At 66.1% G+C, this 19,663-nt stretch carries 15 protein-coding genes; 5 read left to right on the forward strand and 10 right to left on the reverse strand.

Annotated features, from left to right (window positions below):
• Positions 1–43 precede the first annotated feature (43 nt).
• Positions 44–919 (reverse strand): DegV family protein, encoded by an 876-nt coding sequence (locus J9314_RS10495; RefSeq protein WP_210602355.1) that lies wholly within the window; start codon positions 917–919, stop codon positions 44–46.
• Entirely contained in the window at positions 916–2,223 is a 1,308-nt protein-coding gene (locus J9314_RS10500) for a UDP-glucose dehydrogenase family protein (protein ID WP_210602356.1), read from the reverse strand. The genes J9314_RS10495 and J9314_RS10500 overlap by 4 nt, the downstream gene beginning before the upstream one ends.
• 96 nt (positions 2,224–2,319) lie before the next feature.
• Between J9314_RS10500 and J9314_RS10505 the strand changes: the two genes are divergently transcribed.
• The gene (locus tag J9314_RS10505; RefSeq protein ID WP_246490330.1) at positions 2,320–3,036 is read left to right on the forward strand and encodes a hypothetical protein; all 717 of its coding nucleotides are present in this window, start codon (positions 2,320–2,322) and stop codon (positions 3,034–3,036) included.
• Positions 3,037–3,141: 105 nt separating this feature from the next.
• Here J9314_RS10505 and nadE read toward each other — a convergent pair whose 3' ends face one another.
• Both nadE and leuS read right to left on the reverse strand, forming a co-directional pair.
• Positions 3,142–3,975 carry an ammonia-dependent NAD(+) synthetase gene (gene nadE, locus J9314_RS10510; RefSeq protein WP_210602357.1) on the reverse strand — a complete coding sequence of 278 codons (834 nt, stop codon included), beginning with the start codon at positions 3,973–3,975 and terminating at the stop codon, positions 3,142–3,144.
• 99 nt (positions 3,976–4,074) lie between these two features.
• The gene (gene leuS / locus J9314_RS10515; protein WP_210602358.1) at positions 4,075–6,990 is read right to left on the reverse strand and encodes a leucine--tRNA ligase; all 2,916 of its coding nucleotides are present in this window, start codon (positions 6,988–6,990) and stop codon (positions 4,075–4,077) included.
• 190 nt (positions 6,991–7,180) lie between these two features.
• Here leuS and J9314_RS10520 point away from each other — a divergent pair, with 190 nt between their 5' ends.
• Together J9314_RS10520 and J9314_RS10525 are read left to right on the forward strand one after the other, a co-directional pair.
• Complete coding sequence (locus tag J9314_RS10520) at positions 7,181–8,989, forward strand: AMP-dependent synthetase/ligase (RefSeq protein WP_210602359.1); 1,809 nt, start codon at positions 7,181–7,183, stop codon at positions 8,987–8,989.
• A gap of 226 nt (positions 8,990–9,215) precedes the next feature.
• Entirely contained in the window at positions 9,216–10,259 is a 1,044-nt protein-coding gene (locus J9314_RS10525) for a glutathione S-transferase family protein (protein WP_210602360.1), read from the forward strand.
• On the opposite strand, the gene J9314_RS10530 is transcribed toward J9314_RS10525, so the two are convergent.
• Positions 10,260–11,000, reverse strand: a complete 741-nt coding sequence (locus J9314_RS10530; RefSeq protein ID WP_425514156.1) for a DedA family protein — start codon at positions 10,998–11,000, stop codon at positions 10,260–10,262.
• 125 nt (positions 11,001–11,125) lie between these two features.
• Between J9314_RS10530 and J9314_RS10535 the strand changes: the two genes are divergently transcribed.
• Positions 11,126–12,160: a YhjD/YihY/BrkB family envelope integrity protein gene (locus J9314_RS10535; RefSeq protein WP_181273408.1), complete on the forward strand. Its 1,035-nt coding sequence runs from the start codon at positions 11,126–11,128 to the stop codon at positions 12,158–12,160.
• Between the two features lie 55 nt (positions 12,161–12,215).
• Entirely contained in the window at positions 12,216–13,643 is a 1,428-nt protein-coding gene (locus J9314_RS10540) for a glyceraldehyde-3-phosphate dehydrogenase (protein ID WP_181273407.1), read from the forward strand.
• A 205-nt stretch (positions 13,644–13,848) separates the two neighbouring features.
• On the opposite strand, the gene J9314_RS10545 is transcribed toward J9314_RS10540, so the two are convergent.
• From J9314_RS10545 to J9314_RS10565, 5 genes are all read right to left on the reverse strand, one after another.
• Positions 13,849–14,511 (reverse strand): hypothetical protein, encoded by a 663-nt coding sequence (locus J9314_RS10545; protein WP_246490331.1) that lies wholly within the window; start codon positions 14,509–14,511, stop codon positions 13,849–13,851.
• Positions 14,508–15,473 (reverse strand): D-2-hydroxyacid dehydrogenase, encoded by a 966-nt coding sequence (locus tag J9314_RS10550; protein ID WP_210602361.1) that lies wholly within the window; start codon positions 15,471–15,473, stop codon positions 14,508–14,510. The genes J9314_RS10545 and J9314_RS10550 overlap by 4 nt, the downstream gene beginning before the upstream one ends.
• Positions 15,474–15,586: 113 nt before the next feature.
• A complete protein-coding gene (locus J9314_RS10555) occupies positions 15,587–16,231 on the reverse strand; it encodes a TetR family transcriptional regulator (RefSeq protein ID WP_210602362.1) in 645 nt (214 codons plus the stop codon).
• Between the two features lie 94 nt (positions 16,232–16,325).
• The gene (gene dnaG, locus J9314_RS10560; protein ID WP_210602363.1) at positions 16,326–18,338 is read right to left on the reverse strand and encodes a DNA primase; all 2,013 of its coding nucleotides are present in this window, start codon (positions 18,336–18,338) and stop codon (positions 16,326–16,328) included.
• A gap of 3 nt (positions 18,339–18,341) precedes the next feature.
• The gene (locus J9314_RS10565) at positions 18,342–19,661 is read right to left on the reverse strand and encodes a deoxyguanosinetriphosphate triphosphohydrolase (protein ID WP_210602364.1); all 1,320 of its coding nucleotides are present in this window, start codon (positions 19,659–19,661) and stop codon (positions 18,342–18,344) included.
• Between the last annotated feature and the right edge of the window lie 2 nt (positions 19,662–19,663).

Raw genomic sequence — 19,663 nt, forward strand, 5'->3', positions numbered from 1 at the left:
GTCGAGGCGCTGTCCACAGGATGCGGCGTCGGAGTGAGGCCCCTTACGGCTTCGTCTGCACCGAAACGCCGAGGGCGCCGGGGCCGACGTGGGCGGTGATGATCGGCGAGAGCGTGCGGAAGCTCGTCGTGAAGCCGCGGGCGGTCAGCAGCTGGTCGAGTTCGATGACGTCACGATCGTCTGTGAGGCCCTCCGACTGTTGGATCTCGGCCTGCAGTTCCGCGGGTTCGACCGCGAGGTCGGCGGCAGTCTCGGCGGCGATCGCGCTCATCCGCTGGAGGGCCTTGCCGCGGGTGCGCACGCGCGCGATCGGAACGACCACTCCGGACTTGAGTCCGAGGACGGGCACGATCTGCAGGGCGCGACCGAGGAGGGAGGACGCGGCTCCGATGCGGCCGCCTCGGCGAAGGTATTCGAGGGTTTCGGGAGCGAAGATCGTCACGGTCTCGCTCGCACACCAGTCGGCGACGGTCCCGGTGACCGATGACACCGACTCACCGGCAGCGATGCCCGCGGCCGCGACGGACACGGCCCCGGCCAGCCCCGCCGAGGTGGTGCGTGAGTCGACGACCTCGACGAGCACGGGGACGTCGGCGGCGGCCGTCACCGCGGAATCCCGCGTGCCCGAGAGCTCCCCGGACATCGTGACGACGATGATCGCTTCCGCGCCGTCGTCGATGAGTTCCCGGAATGCGGCGGCGAACTGGGCGGGAGTGGCCATCGACGTCGTGACCTCCGCCCGGTCGGACAGATGATGGCAGAGGACGCTGGGAGCAAGTTCCCCGTCGGTGTGGGCGATTCCGTTGATGAGCACGGTCAGCGGGACGATCCGGAACAGACCGCCGGTGACCTCGGTCAGCCGGTTCCGCTCGGGCAGTGTCAGCTGCGCCGTCGAGTCGGTGACGAGCCCGACCCTCATGGACGGCCCAGGGCGCGATAGGTCCAGCCGGCGCCCCGCCACAGTTCGGGCGTGAGCACATTGCGTCCGTCGACGAGGACCTTGCCGACCACGAGCTCGGCCGTGGCCGCCGGATCGAGCTCCCGGTATTCCTTCCACTCGGTCAGCAGCAGCACCGCATCGGCCCCGGTCAGCGCCTCCGAGGTGTCGGCGACGTACCCGAGTTCCGGGAACGCCCGCTGTGCATTGCCGATGGCCTGCGGGTCGGTGACGGTGACGATGCCGCCCTGTGTGGCGATGAGGCGGGCCACGGCCAATGCCGGGGAGTCCCGGACGTCATCGCTGTCGGGTTTGAACGCCGCACCCAGCACCGTGATCTTCTTGCCGATGAACGACCCGCCCAACGCGTCGCGGGCGATGTCGACCATGCGCACGCGACGGCGCATGTTGATCGAGTCGATCTCCTTGAGGAACGCCACCGCCTGATCGGCGCCGAGCTCACCGGCCCTGGCCATGAACGCGCGGATGTCCTTGGGCAGGCAGCCGCCGCCGAAGCCGAGTCCGGCGTTGAGGAACTTCCGTCCGATCCGATCATCCATGCCGATCGCATCAGCGAGTTGGGTGACGTCGGCGCCGGAGGCCTCGCAGAGTTCGGCCATGGCGTTGATGAACGAGATCTTCGTGGCCAGGAACGAATTCGCTGCCGTCTTCACCAGCTCCGCGGTCGCGAAGTCTGTGATCATCCGCGGCGTGTCCTCGGCCAGCATCGTCGCGTACACCTCATCGAGAGTCGCCGCCGCTCGGTGCCCGACGTCACCGTCGGTCACGCCGTAGACAAGACGGTTCGGATGCAGGGTGTCGTCGACGGCATGCCCTTCGCGCAGGAACTCGGGATTCCACATCATCGTCGCACCCGTCTCCGCGATGACCTTCGCGAGACGGTCCGCAGTGCCCACGGGAACGGTGGACTTTCCCACAACCACCGACGTCGGAGTCAGGTGGGGACGCAGCGATTCCACGGCCGCATCGACATAGGTGACGTCGGCGGCGAACTCGCCGGGCTTCTGCGGAGTGCCCACGCACACGAAGTGCACGACCGCCTCGGCGGCACGGGAGACATCGGTGGTGAACTCGAGGCGGCCCTTGTCCTGAGCCCTGACCAGCAGTTCACCGAGCCCCGGTTCGAAGAATGACGGACGACCCGATGACAGAGCCTCGACTTTGCCTTCGTCGACGTCGACTCCGACGACCTCGTGCCCCAAAGAGGCCATCGCCGCCGCATGCACCGCACCCAGATACCCGCAACCGATGACTGAAATCTTCAAGCTGAGCTCTCCTGCGTATAGGCATGCGTTTTCGCACCACACTATATGCCACCCGGTTGCACGATATGTGGAGGTTGAAACAGTAGGCTTGGAAATGTGAAGCGTTTCCTGGATTTCCTCACCAACTCACCGGCGGCCGTGACGATCGCGGTGCTCACCGTGCTCGGAATCGTGGCGTTCGCGATTCCCGGACTCCACGGCGCGGCTTGGATCATCGGCCTCGTCCTGTGCCTGGGCATGATCGCGGCCCTGCTGCTGTTCCACGGCGAATGGCGCCGCGCCCAGCAGCAGATCGATGCCCTGCGTCAGCAGCTCAGCGTCGAACGCGGACGGATGGACACCCTCGGCCTGACCCCGGTCGAAGAGGCCGTCGAGCTGCTGCCCGACGAGAAGCGAGCCCGTCGCATCCTCGAGCTGCTCCCCGACTCGGGCGGGCTCGTCCAATCGCTGCGCCTCGACGCGACCTTCGGCACCCTCGCGGTCAACGAACTCGAACCGCTGCACACGTTCTGCCAGGAGTTCAAGAAGTCGAGCTTCGACAATCCTCGCTCGCACACCGCGTTCATGAACCTCTACCGCGCCGCCGAGGGCCTGTCGATCTGGGTCAACGAGGAGACCGCGGTCTCGGCCGACGACTCCTCAACCCGCGAGATCCGCCCCGGTGACACCCGCGAGGACGGATGGCGGGAGTACACGGAGGCGCGCAGCCGGGGTGAGCGCCTCAGCGACGACTTCGTCTCCTCCCGCTGGGAGTTCAACCAGACGGCCCTCGAACTCGGACTCGTCTCCGGCGCACCCCCGTTCACCGACTGAGCCCCCACCGACCGAACCGGTCCACATACGAAACGACCGCCGCCGACGAATGCGTCAGCGGCGGTCGTTTCCCTTGCGGCCCCGATCAGAACAGGCCCGTCCGGGTCAGTGCCGGATCCACCACGTGTCCGTCGGTGCCACCGGTGTGCGCCGCTTGTGCTCGGACCGGCGGTATTTCTCGATGAGCGCCGAGGCGGCTGCGGGCTCGATCTCCTTCCCCTCGAGGAAGTCGTCGATCTGGTCGTAGCTGAGCCCCAGCGATGATTCGTCGGTCTGCCCGGGATCCTCGTCGAGCAGATCCGCGGTCGGCGGCTTGACGATGAGATGATCGGGAGCGCCGAGGTGGCTCAGCAGTTCTCGTCCCTGCCGCTTGTTCAGTCCCGACAGGGGGATGACGTCGGCGGCTCCGTCGCCGAACTTCGTGAAGAACCCGGTGACCGCCTCGGCGGCATGATCGGTGCCGACGACGAGGAGGCGCTTCTCCCCTGCCAGTTCGAACTGCGCGATCATGCGCATCCGGGCCTTGACATTGCCCTTGCCGAAGTCGGTGATCGCCTCGCCGGTCGCCTCCGCATATTCCTTCGCGGCGGCGTCGGTGGCCGCACCGATGTTGATGGACACCTCATGGTCGGCGCTGATGAAGGACAGCGCATCCTGGGCGTCTGACTCATCGGCCTGGACGTGGTGGGGCAGCCGCACAGCCCAGAACTCGGACTGAGCACCGCGACGGCGCAGGTCCTCCACCGCCAGCTGGCACAGACGCCCGGCCAGGGTCGAGTCCTGACCGCCGCTGATGCCCAGCACCAGCCCCTTGGCCCCGGTGGTGAGCACATAGTCGACGAGGAATTCGACCCTCCGCTCGATCTCCGTAGCCGGGTCGATCCGCGGTCGCACGCCGAGGGCGTGCCGGATCTCATCCTGAGCTCTGTCGTTCGTCATGCTCTCACCAGTCATAGTCGGGGGCGATTCGGCGCTCATCGCCGCAAGTACTCGTGCAGTCTCCCAGATCCCGTGTTACGGCGATGTGTCAACCGTGCCTTACGCGTCGGGGACGATGTTGACGAGCTTCGGGGCACGCACGATGACCTTGCGCACCCCGGCTCCGCCGAGGGCCTTGACGGCATTCGGCGACTCCAGGGCGAGCTTCTCCAGCTCGGCGGCGTCGATATCCGGATCGACCTCGAGGCGGGCGCGCACCTTGCCCTTGACCTGCACCACGCACGTGACGGTATCGGCGACGAGGTGACGCGGGTCCGCCTCGGGGAACGTGGCATAGGTGACCGTCGATTCATGACCGAGACGCGCCCACAGCTCCTCGGCCAGGTGCGGCGCGAACGGAGCGAGCATGATCGTCAGCGGTTCGAGGAGGTCACGGGTTGCCCCGCCCTGCTTCGTCGCGTGGTTCGTCAGCACGATGAGCTTGGAGATCGCGGTATTGAAGCGCAGATGGTCCATGTCCTCGCGGACACCGCTGATGACCTGGTGCAGGACCTTGAGCGACTCCTCGTCGGCTTCGCCCTCACGCACCACGGACTCGCCGGTGGTCTCGTCGACGAAGAGACGCCACACCCGCTGCAGGAAGCGGTGAGCGCCGACGACGGCACGGGTCTCCCACGGACGATCCTGCTCCAATGGTCCCATCGACATCTCATAGACGCGGAAGGTGTCGGCCCCGTAGGCGTCATACATCTCATCGGGCATGACGGAGTTCTTCAGCGACTTGCCGATCTTCCCGTATTCGCGGTTGACCTGCTCGCCGTTGTACCAGAACGTCAGCTCACCGTTGCTCTCTGTGCGTTCCTCCACTTCGGCGGCGGGAACGTAGACTCCGCGGGCGTCGGTGTAGGCGTACGCCTGGATGTAGCCCTGGTTGACCAGGCGGTGGAAGGGCTCCGAGGAGGAGATGTGGCCGAGGTCGAAGAGCACCTTGTGCCAGAACCGGGCATAGAGCAGGTGGAGCACGGCATGCTCCTGACCGCCGACATAGAGGTCGGCGCCGCCGCGCGGCTTCGAGGCCCGCGGACCCAGCCAGTATTCCTCGTTAGCTGGGTCGACGAGGCGTTCGTCGTTGTGCGGATCGGCGTAGCGCAGCTGATACCACGACGAACCGGCCCAGTTGGGCATGGTGTTCGTCTCGCGCTGATAGGTCTTCGGACCGTCGCCGAGGTCAAGCTCGACACTCGTCCACTCGGCATTGCGGCTCAGCGCGGGTTCCGGTCGGCTGTCGGCATCGTCGGGCGCATAGGTGCGCGGCGCGAAGTCATCGACCTCGGGCAGCTGCACGGGCAGCATCTCATCGGGCAGGGCGATGGGGGTGCCGTTTTCGTCGTAGACGATCGGGAACGGCTCTCCCCAGTAGCGCTGCCGGGAGAACAGCCAGTCGCGCAGACGGTACTGCGTGGACTCAGTGGCCAGTCCCTTGTCTTTCAGCCACGTCGTCACGGCGGCCTTCGCCGCTTCGATGTCGAGGCCGTTGATGTCGATCTCGGCATTCGCCGAATTGATCATCGCGCCGGTGCCGGTGAACGGGGTGTCCTCGTCGTGATCGGCCGGCGGCTGGACGGTGCGGATATAGGGCAGGCCGAAGGCCTTCGCGAAGTCCCAGTCACGGGCGTCCTCGCCTGGCACAGCCATGATCGCACCGGCGCCGTAGCCCATGAGGACGTAGTCGGCGACGAAGATCGGCACCTGCGCACCCGTGGCCGGGTTGGATGCGTAGGAGCCGGTGAAGATGCCGGTCTTCTCGCGGCTCTGCTGCCGATCGGCGTCGGTCTTCGCAGCGGCGGCACGCTGGTAGGCGGCGATCGCCTCGGCGGGGGTGGGCTGACCCCCGCGCCAGGATTCGGGCGTGGATTCGTCCCAGGACGCAGCGGTCAGCGACGCGACCTGCGGGTGCTCGGGACTGAGCACGAGGTAGGTGGCGCCGAAGAGGGTGTCCGGGCGGGTCGTGTAGACCTCGACCTCGGACGAGGACTCGCCGGCGACGGGCAGGCGCAGCAGCGCACCCTTCGAGCGGCCGATCCAGTTGACCTGCATCGCGTGGATCGCGTTGGGCCAGTCGAGGGCGTCGAGGTCGTCGATGAGACGGTCGGCGTAGGCGGTGATGCGCATGTTCCACTGGCGCAGACGGCGGGTGAAGACCGGGTAGTTGCCGCGCTCGGACAGCCCTTCCGCGGTGACCTCCTCATTGGCCAGCACGGTGCCCAGTCCCGGGCACCAGTTGACCGGCGATTCGGAGACATAGGCCAGACGGTAGCCCTGCAGAACGTCTTCGCGTTCGGCACCGGTCAGATCAGCCCAGGCGCGACCGTCCGGGGTCGGGCGAGAGCCGGAGGCGAACTGGTCGATCAGCGTCTCGATCGGACGCGCCCGTCCTTTGGCCTCGCCGTCGGGGGTGTCCGCCTCGGGGTCGTACCAGGAGTTGAAGATCTGCAGGAAGATCCACTGCGTCCACTTGACGAACTCGTCGTCGGTCGTAGCGAAGCGACGGCGGACGTCGTGCGCCAGGCCCAGACGGCGCAGCTGCTCGGTCATGTTCGCGATGTTGGCATCGGTGGTGATCCGCGGATGCTGCCCGGTCTGGACCGCGTAGAGGTCAGCGGGCAGACCGAAGGCGTCGTAGGACAGGGCGTGCATGACGTTGTGGCCGCGCATCCGCTGGTAGCGGCCGTAGACGTCGGTGCCCAGATATCCCAGGGGGTGGCCGACGTGCAGGCCGACGCCCGAGGGATACGGGAACATGTCCATGATGTAGAGGGATTCGCGCTCACTGAGATCGGCGGGCGGGCTGTATGGCGACGGGGTGTCCTGGGAAGCGGGCTCGCTGAGGTCTCCGGTGGGGTTCGGGGTGTGGAACGTTCCCGATGTCTCCCATGTGCGCTGCCACGACTTCTCGATCTTCTCGGCCAGCGCCGCGTCATAGCGGAAACCGGTCTCCTCAGGGTTCGTCGTCATTACCTTCCTTCACTGAGCGGGTGTGGGCGGATTCCGTCCATCGTACTCTGAACACTCCCTGATCCGTCTTGGTTAGACTGCTCACAGGGCATCGAGCGCGTGGATCGCCCGGGAAACGTGATCGATTTCACTGAGACCTGGCTGAACTGTAAGATAACCGGGCAGTAACTTACGTCTTCGAAGGAGACCCATGAGCCCAACGACAATGCCGCAGTCGTCAACCCCCGTCGTCGGCTTCGAGGTCGATTCCACCTCCTCGACCACCGATGTCTTCCTCCGCACAGTCGCCGAGGACCCGAGTCGTCCGATGGTCGCCAAGCCCGACGGGGAAGGCTGGCTCGAATTGTCGGGTGCAGAATTCCTCGCCGAGGTGCGCGCGGCGGCGAAGGGGCTCATCGCCCTCGGCGTCGGCGTCGGCGATCGGATCGCGATCTTCGGGCCCACCGCCTACGAATGGACGCTCAGCGACTACGCCGTGTGGTATGCCGGCGGCATCTCGGTGCCGTTCTACGACACTTCGTCCGAGGCGCAGCTGAGCTGGATGCTCACCAATGCCGATGTCTCTCGCGGGCTCGTCGCCACACGTGAGCACGCCGAACGGGTGCGCGCGGCGGCCGCTGCCGCCGGACGCCCCGAGCCTGCGCTCAGGGTCTGGGAGGACGGCGCCTTCGCCGAGCTCGCCGAGGCCGGCAAGGACATCAGCGATGAAGAGCTGGAGTCCGCTCGCTCCCAGGTCGGATCCGACTCCGTGGCCACGATCATCTACACCTCCGGCACCACCGGCAAACCGAAGGGCTGCGTGCTCACCCACGCGAACTTCGTTCAGACCGGGCAGGCGGCCCGCTATCAGATCCCCAGCGCTCTGGACACGTCGATGCGCTGCCTGCTCTTCCTCCCGCAGGCTCACGTCTTCGCGCGCTTCATCGAGGTCCTCGCCATCAGCAACGGAGCACTGCTTGCCCACCAGTCCGATCTGACGAAGCTCACCGATGCGATGGGCACCTTCCACCCGACGTTCATCCTCGGTGTCCCACGCGTCTTCGAAAAGGTCTTCAACTCCGCGCTGGCAACCGCTCAGGCCGGCGGCAACGAGAAGATCTTCCGCCGTGCCGAGCAGGTCGCCGTCGCCTACTCGAAGGCGCTCGACACCGGCAAGGTGCCGATGAGCCTCAAGCTTCAGCATGCCCTCTTCGACCGACTCGTCTATCGGAAGCTGCGGGCGGCGATGGGCAACAACGTCACTCATGCGGTCTCCGGCGGTGGGGCGCTCGGAGCCCACCTGGGTCACTTCTTCCGCGGGCTCGGCATCATCGTCTTAGAAGGCTACGGACTCACCGAGACCACTGCGCCCATCACCGTGAATGTTCCCGAGAGGTCGAAGATCGGCACCGTCGGGGTTCCGCTGCCGGGAGTCTCGGTGGCGATCGCTCCGGACGGCGAGGTGCTGGCCAAGGGCGTGCCGATCTTCCGCGAGTACTGGGACAACCCGGAGGCCACGGCCAAGGAATTCCACGACGGCTGGTTCGGCACCGGTGACCTCGGCTCCCTCGACGAGGACGGCTACCTCACCATCAGCGGGCGCAAGAAGGAGATCCTCGTGACCTCCAGCGGCAAGAACATCGCCCCCGCACCACTCGAGGACATCCTCCGCCGTCACCCGATCATCGGGCAGCCGGTGCTCGTCGGCGAGAACCGCAAGTTCGTCTCCGCACTCATCTTCCTCGACTCGGAGATGCTGCCGGGCTGGCTGAAGAACCACGACCTGCCGCAGATGGATCTTCACGAAGCCGCCGACGACGACACGATCCACGCCGAGGTCGCCAAGGCGGTCGAGCAGGTGAACAAGACGGTCTCGCGCGCGGAGGGAATCAAGAAGTTCACGATTCTGCCGATCGAACTCACCGAGGAGAACGGCTACCTGTCGGCCAAGCAGTCGGTCAAGCGCCACCTCATCAACAAGGACTTCGCCGAGGACATCGAAGCGATCTACGCGGACTGATCGGTCGCAGCCGCCGAGCGGCACCGATCGGCGGCGATCACGCGCCGTTCAGCGGCGATCGCACACCGATCAGCCGCGATCACCGGAAATCGGCCCGGGCATGAACTCATCATGGGTTCGCGCCCGGGCCTTCTCGTCGTTGGCCGACACGGTCGCCGAGGCCGGGGCACCCGTCGTAAGCTGAGGGCAGGAGCCGATTCTCACCGATCCGATGGAGGCGACACTCATGTCCGAGGACACCGATCACACACCCAGCTACGTAGCCGCGGGGCAGGAGTTCAACAGAGACACGAACTACATCGAAGACCGCATCCTCTATGATCCTGGTGCCCAGTGGCCCGTCGAACCCGGCCGCTACCGCCTCATCGCAGCGCGTGCGTGCCCGTGGGCCAACCGCACGATCATCGTCCGCCGGCTCCTCGGGCTCGAGGACGTCATCTCGCTCGGCATGCCCGGTCCCACCCACGATGCCCGGTCCTGGACCTTCGACCTCGATCCCGGCGGCGTCGACCCGGTCCTCGGCATCGAGCGCCTGCAGCAGGCGTTCTTCGCCCGCTTTCCCGACTATCCGCGCGGCATCACCGTGCCCGCCATGGTCGATGTCCCCACCGGGGTCGTCGTGACCAACGACTTCCCCCAGATCACCGAGGACTTCTTCACACAGTGGACGGACTATCACCGTGAGGGCGCCCCGAATCTCTGGCCCGAGGAGTCACGGGACGAGATGGCGAAGGTGATGCGCCACATCTACACGGAGATCAACAACGGGGTCTACCGATGCGGGTTCGCCGGATCACAAGAAGCCTACGAGGCGGCCTTCGACCGCCTGTTCAACGCTCTCGACATCGTCGAGGAGCGTCTGAGCACGTCCCGCTTCCTCATGGGTGAGACCATCACCGAGGCGGACGTCCGACTCTTCACCACGCTCGCCCGCTTCGACCCTGTGTACTTCGGCCACTTCAAGTGCAACCGTCAGCCGCTGACGGCGTTCGAGAACCTCTGGGGCTACGCCCGAGACCTCTACCAGACGCCCGGCTTCGGGGACACCATCGACTTCGTGCAGATCAAACAGCACTACTACATCGTCCACCAGGACGTGAACCCGACGCAGATCGTTCCCCAGGGGCCCGACCTCTCCGGTTGGCTCAGCGACCACGGACGCGACCGGAAGTTCGGCGGTTCGCCCTTCGGCGACGGCACTCCTCCGGGACCGGTCAAGCCGGGCGAAGAGGTGCCGTTCGATCACACGGCTGCCGCCTGGACGAAGTGATCAGGAGTCGAATTCTCCGGGTTCGATGACGTCGGCGCGGGAATCGTCGATGCCTGCCGCCCGCTTCCGCCGGTGTTTGCGGACCTTGAGCACGATCCACACGATGAGGAAGACGACGACGGCGATGATGACGATCTTCTGGAAGTACCCGGCGTAGGTCTCGACGACCGCCCAGTTCTCGCCCAGGTAGAAGCCGGCGATGATGAGGATGGTGTTCCAGATGGCGCTGCCGGCCGTCGTCAGGGCCACGAACTTGGCCAGGCGCATGTCCCGCATGCCCGCGGGGATCGAGATCAGTGAACGGAAGATGGGGATCATCCTGCCGAAGAACACCGCCTTGTCGCCGTGCCGGTCGAACCAGTCGACGGTCTTGTGGACATCGTCGACGTCGACGAGTGGCATCTTCACCGCGATGCGGGCGATGCGCTCGATGCCGATCCACTTGCCCAGGGCCCATAGGATGATCGCACCGATCAGCGAACCGAGGGTCGCGCAGACGATGGCCAGCACGATGTTCATCTGACCCTGGCTCGAAGTGAAGCCGGCCAAGGGCAACACGAGCTCGCTGGGGATCGGCGGGAAGATGTTGTCGAGGAACACCATGAATCCGACGCCGAGTGGCCCCAGGGCTTCCATGACGGTCACAGTCCAGGCGGAGAACCCGCTGAGGTTCTCAGCTGCACCGCCCTCGGAGGTGAGCACGAAATCGGGAGCAGAACCGGTTGCTAGAGAAATCGGCATGGGCAAAAGTCTAGATAAGGGCGCGGCCTGCCGCTCACAGTGCGCTCACAGCGGCTAGTGTGGAAACGGACACCTCAGGGAGGAATCGAAGGCACTTCTGCCATCGACATCGAAGGAGCAACCACGTGGCACCAGCCAAAGTACTGGCCTCGCGCAACAACGTCGCCGAGGCCGGCCACAACGCCGTCAACCGGCCGGGACCCGCACACCTCATGCGCGCCGTTCAGCGTTTCGGCCAGCGTCTGGGCAACCAGTTCGGTGCTGCGATCACCTACTTCCTCGTCCTCGCGGTCATGCCCATCGCGATGGTCAGCCTCGCGAGCATCGGTTTCGTCCTCGACGTCGCCCGCCCCGACCTGCTGTCCATGGCCACCGAGCAGATCGAGTCGTTCACGGCAGGCAACTCCTCTCTGACAGAGCAGCTCGAGAGTTATCTGCTCGACTGGCAGGGTGTGGGGATCATCGGTATCATCACCGGCCTCTACACAGGGCAGGGATTCATCGGCAACCTCGGTGCGGCTGTCCGTGCCCAGCTGCATGAGGACTTCGACGATGTCGTGGAGAAGTCCTTCGTCAAGAAGATCCTGAACAACGTCGTCACCCTCATCGGTCTCATCGTCGGTCTCCTCATTGCTGTGGCGCTCACCGTCGTCGGCACCGGACTGCGGTCGGTCATCGCCGACCTCCTCGGTCTCGGCGGATTCGCCGGCAGCCTGCTCTTCATCGTCCCGCTGCTGCTCGTCTTCGCAGCGGCCTGGCTGATCTTCATGTTCCTGTTCACGATGCTGCCGGAGAAGCCGGTGGACAAACGGGCCAAGATCCGCGGTTCACTCATCGGCGCGGTGGCGTTCGTCATCCTCATCAACTTCTCCACCGTGTTGATCAATCTCTTCTCGGGCAACAAGGCCGCGGGTGTCTTCGGCTCGATCATCGCGATCATGCTCACCCTCAATGTGTTCGCCCGCATCGTCCTCTTCATCGCCGCATGGATCGGCACCGCGAACCCGCCGCGGCTGCAGGAGGAGGAACCGGAATACCGCTTCGTCGAACCCAAGGTGCAGGCACAGAGCCTCGGCGCGCTGCTCGCCGGTGCCGGGATCGTCACGCTGACCCTGCTCGGCTTCAGGCGCTGGGAGGAGCACCGGTCGGCTGAGGAATAGGCGAAGCGATAGACTGAGCCCGCATCCGTTTCAACTGACCGAGGGGACACGACCTTTGACTGACGCAACGACGGCACGCCTGAACGATTGGGCGAAGAAGCAGACCGCCGCCGAGGAACTCATTCCGCTAGTCGGACGCCTGTACCGCGAGAACGACGTGCTGCTCACGCTGTTCGGACGGTCGCTGCTGAACAAGTCGGTGACCGGCATGATCAAGGCGCACCGCTACGCCCGCCACTTCCTCGGCGAGGACCTCGACATCGAGGTCACCCACCGCATCGTCAGCGCCCTGGCCGGACTCAACCTGGCACCGGCGCGCATCGATCTGGGCCGCCTCGTCGAGAAGATGGACGATCCGAGCGGCGATATCGACGCCTACCTGGCCGAAGCACTCGCCGAGGTCGTCGACTCCCAGTCGGGCAAGGGTGAGGTCCGCGATGTCGTCCTCTACGGATTCGGTCGCATCGGCCGTCTGCTCGCCCGCATCCTCATCGACCGCGCCGGCGGCACCGGGATGCGCCTGCGCGCCATCGTCGTGCGCCGCAATGGTGAGAACGACATCATCAAGCGTGCCTCGCTGCTGCGCCGTGACTCGGTCCACGGGGCCTTCGACGGCAGCATCGTCGTCGACGAGGTGGCCAACACCATCCAGGCCAACGGCACCCTCATCCAGGTCATCTACTCCGACGATCCCTCGCAGGTCGACTACACCTCCTACGGCATCGACAATGCGATCATCGTCGACAACACCGGCAAGTGGCGCGACGAGGACGGGCTGGCCAAGCACCTCGCTTGCCCGGGAGCCGCGAAGGTCCTGCTCACCGCGCCCGGCAAGGGTGATGTCAAGAACATCGTCTTCGGTGTCAACGACGATGCGATCCTCGACTCCGACCGGATCGTTTCGGCCGCGTCCTGCACGACGAACGCGATCACTCCCGTGCTCAAGGCCATCAACGACAAGTTCGGTGTGCGCAACGGTCACGTCGAGACGGTGCACTCGTTCACGAACGACCAGAACCTCATCGACAACTTCCACAAGGGTTCGCGACGCGGTCGTGCGGCCGGGCTGAACATGGTGCTCACCGAGACCGGCGCCGCCAAGGCCGTGGCCAAGGCGCTGCCTGAGCTGGCCGGGAAGCTCTCGGGCAACGCGATCCGCGTTCCCACCCCGAACGTGTCGATGGCGATCCTCAACCTCAACCTCGAGACCGCGACGAGCGTCGACGAGCTCAACACCTTCCTGCGCGAGGTCTCGATGCATTCGAGCCTGCGCAACCAGGTCGACTACGTCACCTCCCCTGAGCTCGTCTCGACCGACCTCGTCGGTTCGAAGCGCGCCGGCGTCGTCGACGGACTTGCCACGATCGTCGATGACGACCGCGTCGTCGTCTACGTCTGGTACGACAACGAGTTCGGCTACTCCTGCCAGGTCATCCGCTGTGTGGCGAAGATGGCCGACGTCGACGTTCCCGCATTCCCCTGATCTCGCAGAGCAGCTGATATCGCCGAGGCGGCTCACCGAATCCTGTGATGATTCCTTGGTGAGGCGCTGAAGGACATCGGCGATTCGGCCCACTTTCGGCTGAGCAGCCCAGTTCCAGACTTAGGCTGCCTAGCCGAGAGTGGTCCGCTTTCGTAGGCGTGCCGCATACGGGTCGTTTCCGTAGGAGAATCCACGCCACACCGCATCACTCCGCGGCGTCGGCCTCCATCGCCTCGTGCAGCCAGATCGGTGTGAAGTCGGCGAATCGAGCGGCGAGTTCATCGTCGCTGTCGAGGATGACGGCCAGCCGGTCATCGGCCGCTGAGAGCTCCCCCGCCCAGATCGGTCCCAGGCAGGCCAGCAGCAGGCAGGCCAGCACGACGGCTCCGGCGAGGATCGGGGTCTGCGACCACAGCAGCACTCCGAACAGGATTCCCACCACGACGAAGCCGATGGCCACGGCCATTCCTGCTGAGCGGGTGCGCGGGGCCTTCGCCTTCGCAGGTCGGGTCGCTGCGACCGAGTCGAGGATGTCGCGGTTGATCCGGGTCCACGCGATGATCGCTCCGAGCGCGCAGACGATGCCGATCATGATGAGGCTGAAGGCGGAGAACAGCAGCACCGCATCGATGTGATCGCCCTGTGCCTGCAGGGCGGCACCCAGACCGGCCACGAGCATCGCGCCGGCCAGCACGAGCATGCTCAGCAGCCGGGCACGGCGCACCGCGATGAGTTCGGCGAGCACCCGAGCCAGATACGCCCGATCTGCCTGAGCGTCGTCGGCGTGAGCACCGTCAGCCTGGCGGCCGGCACCCTGCACACCGTCTGCCCGAGAGCCGTCGGCCCGAGGGTCCTCAGCCTGACTCAACGGACGTACCCGACGGTCTTGTCGACGGTGTGCGGGAAGGCTTCGCCGCCCAGGTACTGCTCGAAGAGCCGGTGGAACTGACTCGCCAAGCGCATCCGCCACCCGTCGGTGTCCCCGCTCATGTGCGGAGTGATGATGACGTTGTCCATCGCCCACAGCGGATGCCCGGCAGGCAACGGTTCCTCATCGAAGACGTCGAGGCCGACTCCGGCGATCTGGCCGGTGCGCAATGCGTCGACGAGGGCATCGGTGTCGACGGTGTCGCCGCGACCGACATTGATGAACACGGCGGTGTCGTCCATGGCCGCGAACACCTCGGCGTTGATGAGCCTCTCCGTCCGCTCGGTCAGAGGCGCGATGTCGACCACCCAGTCGAAGCCGGCGACGTGCTCGGGCAGGGTGGCCGAGTCGATGACCTCACCGAAATCGGCGTCCCCGCTGCGGGCGCGGGAACCGGCCCCTGTGACGTCGATGCCCACGGCTGTGAGCAGTCGGGCGATCTCCCGACCGATCGCCCCGGTGCCGACGACCAGCGCTGTGGAACCCGTGATGTCACGAGTCGATCGCCGGTTCCATTTCGCCTCACGCTGATCGGCGAGGGAGCCGATCGCGCTCTTCGCGTGCATGAGGATGTAGTTGAGCACGAATTCGGCGATCGGACGGTCGAAGATCCCACGCGCATTGGTCACCGTCACCGGTGAGTCGACGAGTTCGTCGAAGAGGAGGGAGTCGACGCCTGCGGCCGCCGCATGCACCCATTCGAGTCGGTCGGCGTGGCCGTAGGCGTCCTTGAGCGCGGTGGAGAAGAAGTCCCACATCAGCAGCACATCGGTGCCCGGCAGCGCCTGGCCCAGCGTGTCCGCCTCGGCGATCCGCAGCTCGACGCCGTCCCGCTCCCCCAGGTCGGTGAGCAGGGCGGGGATCTCGGTCCCGGGCGCGTTGAGAATCGTCAGTACCGTCATTCCTCATCTCCTCCGGCAGGGTGCTTTCTGCCAGACTAACGGATTTGGTCCGCCCGAGCGCCGAGGCTGCTTCACCGAGGCTGGCTCACCGAGGCTGGCTCACCGAGGACAGTTCACCGGAGTCGGTCAAGGACCTTGAGGAAGAGACCCAGGGAGTCGTCGAAGATCGCCGGCGTGCCGCCCTTCTCCTCGACCGCCTCGGGATTGCGCTTGATCGTCTGGCCCGCATGGTTGAGGGGGACGCGGCAGAGTTGGGTGAGCATGCGCGCACTGCGCCAGGCGGAGTCCTCGGTGGAGAATTCCTGGCCGAGGTGTCGCAGTCGGCGCAGCACATGTCCGGCGACGATCTCTTCGAGGGCTTCGGCCCGGTCGAAGCTCTTGCTCACGAGCTCCGGGTAGAGGGCGAAGAGACGACGCCGGCGCGCCGGCAGCTCGGGGTCGACCGAGCCGATGAGCAGAGCCTCGCGGACGAAGCGTGCTGTCTCCTCGGCCAGAGCGCTCAGCCCGGAATCGGAATGGACGTAGTCGTCGGCGAGGCCCTCGTCGACGCTGACATCGGCGCCGAGTCCGACGATCGCGTCCTCTTTGGTGTCGAAGTAGTTGAAGAAGGTGCGGGTGGACACGCCCGCGTCGGCGGCGATGGTCGCGACAGTGGCGGCAGCGAGTCCGTCCTCGAGGACGCGGGTGATCGCAGCCTCGTGGAGGGCGTTTCGAGTCATCCGCGCCTTCTTCGAGCGCAGGGATTCTTCGGCAGGCATGAGACCATGCTTGCACCTCACGCAGGTTCTCACCAACCGAAGACCTGCGATTGAACCGCCTCCGATTCGGCACGGACTTCCTGCACCGCAGAACTCACATGAGCGTCTTCAGCCTGGCACGGTGCTGCTCGAGCGTCTGCAGCTGGCCGAGCAGCGCCGCCTGTCCCGCACCGTCGGCCGTGTCCTGGCGCTGCAGCCGAGAGTGGAGCTCCTTGGCGATGCGCTCGAGGTCGTGGTCGAACAGACGCGCGACGATTCCCCGGGCGAAGCGGCTGGTTTCCGTGCCTTCGATGATCGGCAGCGGTGAGACGAGCAGCTGGGCGACATAGGGTTTGAGCTCGTCATCGCTGGCCTCGAGGACCCGTTCTGCCCACTTCGACTGCTCGGCTCCTGCCGAGGTCAGTCCCCCGGCCTGCTTGATCGCGTCCTGGATCCGCCGGTACCCGGGGTGTTCGAAGGCCTTCGACGACAGCGAGTCGAAGAGCTTCGCGTTGACGGCCTCGGGGTGCTGGAGAGCGACCATGAGCGCGCCTTTTTCGGTCTTCAGCCGCGTCGGGCTGATCGGCGCCGAGAGGTTGGAGACGTCGGGACGTTCATCGTAGACGTATTCGATGCTCCTATCGTCGCCGGTCTCCCCCGCCGAGGCTGCCCCCGGGTTCGGCTGTCTCGGACCTGTCCCATGGTCCCGGTGAGCGGCCCCGCTCATACGTTCGCTCGGCGGCGGACCGTCACGGTACGACGGCTGCCGCGGAGCCGCCTCGGTGCTCTGCTGCCGATTCTGTCGCGGGCGGCGCTGCGCCGTCCGGACGGCGGATTCGACTTCGTCGATGTCGACGCCGATGCGGCCGGCGACGAACCGGTAGTAGTGGGTGAGGCTGCCCTGATCCCGGATGTCGGTGAGCACCTCGGCGGCGGCCTTCACTGCGGAGATGCGGCCTTCCACGGTGTCGAGGTCGAACCGGGAGATGGCGGTGGTGATGACGAATTCGAACAGGGGTTTGCACCCGTCGATGAGTTCCCTCAGGGCGGCATCGCCCTTCCGCATGCGCAGGTCGCAGGGGTCGAGCCCATCGGGTTCGACGGCGACGAAGGTCTGCGCGGTGAACAGGCTCTCGAACTCGAAGGCCTTGAGCGCGGCCTTCTGACCTGCCGCATCGCCGTCGAAGGTGAAGATCACCTGTCCGGTGGGGTCGTCGCCGAGGAGTCGGCGGATGATCTTGACGTGCTCGGCGCCGAAGGCCGTTCCGCACGTGGCCACGGCCTGTTCGACTCCGGCCAGGTGCGCGGCCATGACGTCGGTGTAGCCTTCGACGACGACGACCCGTTTGGTCTTCGCGATCGACTTCTTGGCCAGGTCGAGCCCGTAGAGGACCTGGTTCTTGTGGTAGAGCGCGGTCTCCGGGGTGTTGAGGTACTTCGGGCCTTTGTCGTCGTCATAGAGTCGACGAGCGCCGAATCCGATGGTGCGGGCCGTCATGTCCTTGATCGGCCAGATCACCCGTCCCCGGAACCGGTCGTAGATGCCGCGGCCGCCCTCGCTGGCCAGTCCCGCGGCGAGGATCTCCTCGTCGGTGAAGCCGGCTCGTCTCAGGTGGGCGGTCAGGGCGTCCCAGGACTTCGGGGCGAAGCCGATGCCGAACTCACGGCTGGACTCGGGTGGGAAACCGCGACCGGTGAGGAAGTCACGTCCGATCCGTCCGGCCTCGGCGTCGAGCTGCTGGGTGAAGAAGCGCTGGGCGACCTCGTGCATCTCGAGCAGGCGCTGCCGCCGACTCGCCTGTTCGCGGTCGGGCCCCTTGCCGTCCTCGTAGCGCAGGTGCATTCCGGCCTTGCCGGCCAGTGTCTCGACGGCTTCGACGAAGCTGAGCTGCTCGACCTTCTGGAGGAAGGTGAACACGTCCCCGGACTCACCGCAGCCGAAGCAGTGGTACATCCCGACCTGCGGGCGCACGGTGAACGACGGGGTCTTCTCGTCGTGGAAGGGGCACAGTCCCTTGAGCGAGCCGATGCCGGCGGTCTTGAGGGTGACGAACTCCCCGATCACCTCGTCGATGCGCGTGCGGGTGCGCAGTTCGTCGATGTCCTCGCGCTTGATGAGTCCGGCCATGGTCTAGAGCCGATCCCCCGCCCCGGCGTTGAGGTGGTGGTAGAGCGCCCAGGCCGAATGGTCGGTCAGGGAGGCGATCTGATCGACGATGACCCGCAGGCGAACCGAGTCGTTCGCGGCCTCGGCGTGGTCGGCGCGGAACATCGGATCGAGCTTCTCCGGGTTCTCCGAATACCACTCGGCGAGTGCGCCGATGACGGCGGCCTGGATGTCGTGCAGCCGCAGTCGGTCCTCGGCGACCATCACTGTGAGGGTGGCCATGCCCTTGAGCACGGCGATCTCGATGGAGGTGGCTTCGGGCACGACGAGGGAGGCCGAGTAGCGGGCCAGCGGCTCCCACCCGGACTCCTCACGGGTCGCTGATTCCGCGGCGCCGACGAAGCGGCCGATGAGCTGGCTGGTCATGTGTTTGAGGCCGGCCTGGGCCCGACGGGACCCGTCGAAGGCCTCACTCGGCCAGTAGGCGGTTGCCTGCAGACGGCCGAGCGCCTTGTCCATCTCCGCATCACTCGTTGACGGCAGGTACCACTGGCGGGTGATCTCGAAGAGTTCGGTCCGGCGGGCCTCCCCCACAGTGCCGGAGGCGAAGTCGGCGAGGTCGAGGTGGCCGGCGACGATCGCGTCCTCGACGTCGTGGACGGAATACGAGATGTCGTCGGCTAGGTCCATGACCTGGGCCTCGATGCATTTCTGCCCGTTCGCGATGCCCTCGCGGTAGAAGTCGAAGACATCGGTGTCGTCGTCGTAGACGCCGAACTTGCGCACCCCTGAGTCGCGGCGGCCGGCGGTGGCTTCGGCCCGCGGCCACGGATATTTCGTGAGGGCGTCGAGGCTGGCGCGGGTGAGGTTGAGTCCGGCCGGCCTGCCGTCGGCGCCGATGACCTTCGGTTCGATCCGGGTGACCAGGCGCAGGGTCTGCGCATTGCCTTCGAACCCGCCGATGTCCTTGCTCAGAGCGTCGAGGATCGTCTCACCGTGGTGTCCGAAGGGAGGGTGGCCGAGGTCGTGGGACAGGCAGGCGGTGTCGACGATGTCGGGGTCGCAGCCGAGGTAGCGGGCGAGTTCACGACCGACCTGAGCCACCTCGAGGGAGTGGGTGAGCCGGGTGCGCACGAAGTCATCGGTGCCGGGAGAGACCACCTGCGTCTTCGCCCCGAGGCGGCGCAGACCCGCGGAATGGAGGACGCGGGCGCGATCGCGCTGGAAGGCCGAACGCCGCGGATTCTTCGCCGGTTCGCTCACCCACCGTTCCTCGTCACGCGACGTATACACCGCCACGGTCCCTGTCCGCACGGAGGCGCGCGGGTGAGTGTCGAAGGACATGC

This window comes from Brevibacterium oceani, assembly GCF_017948325.1.
GTDB lineage: Bacteria > Actinomycetota > Actinomycetes > Actinomycetales > Brevibacteriaceae > Brevibacterium > Brevibacterium oceani.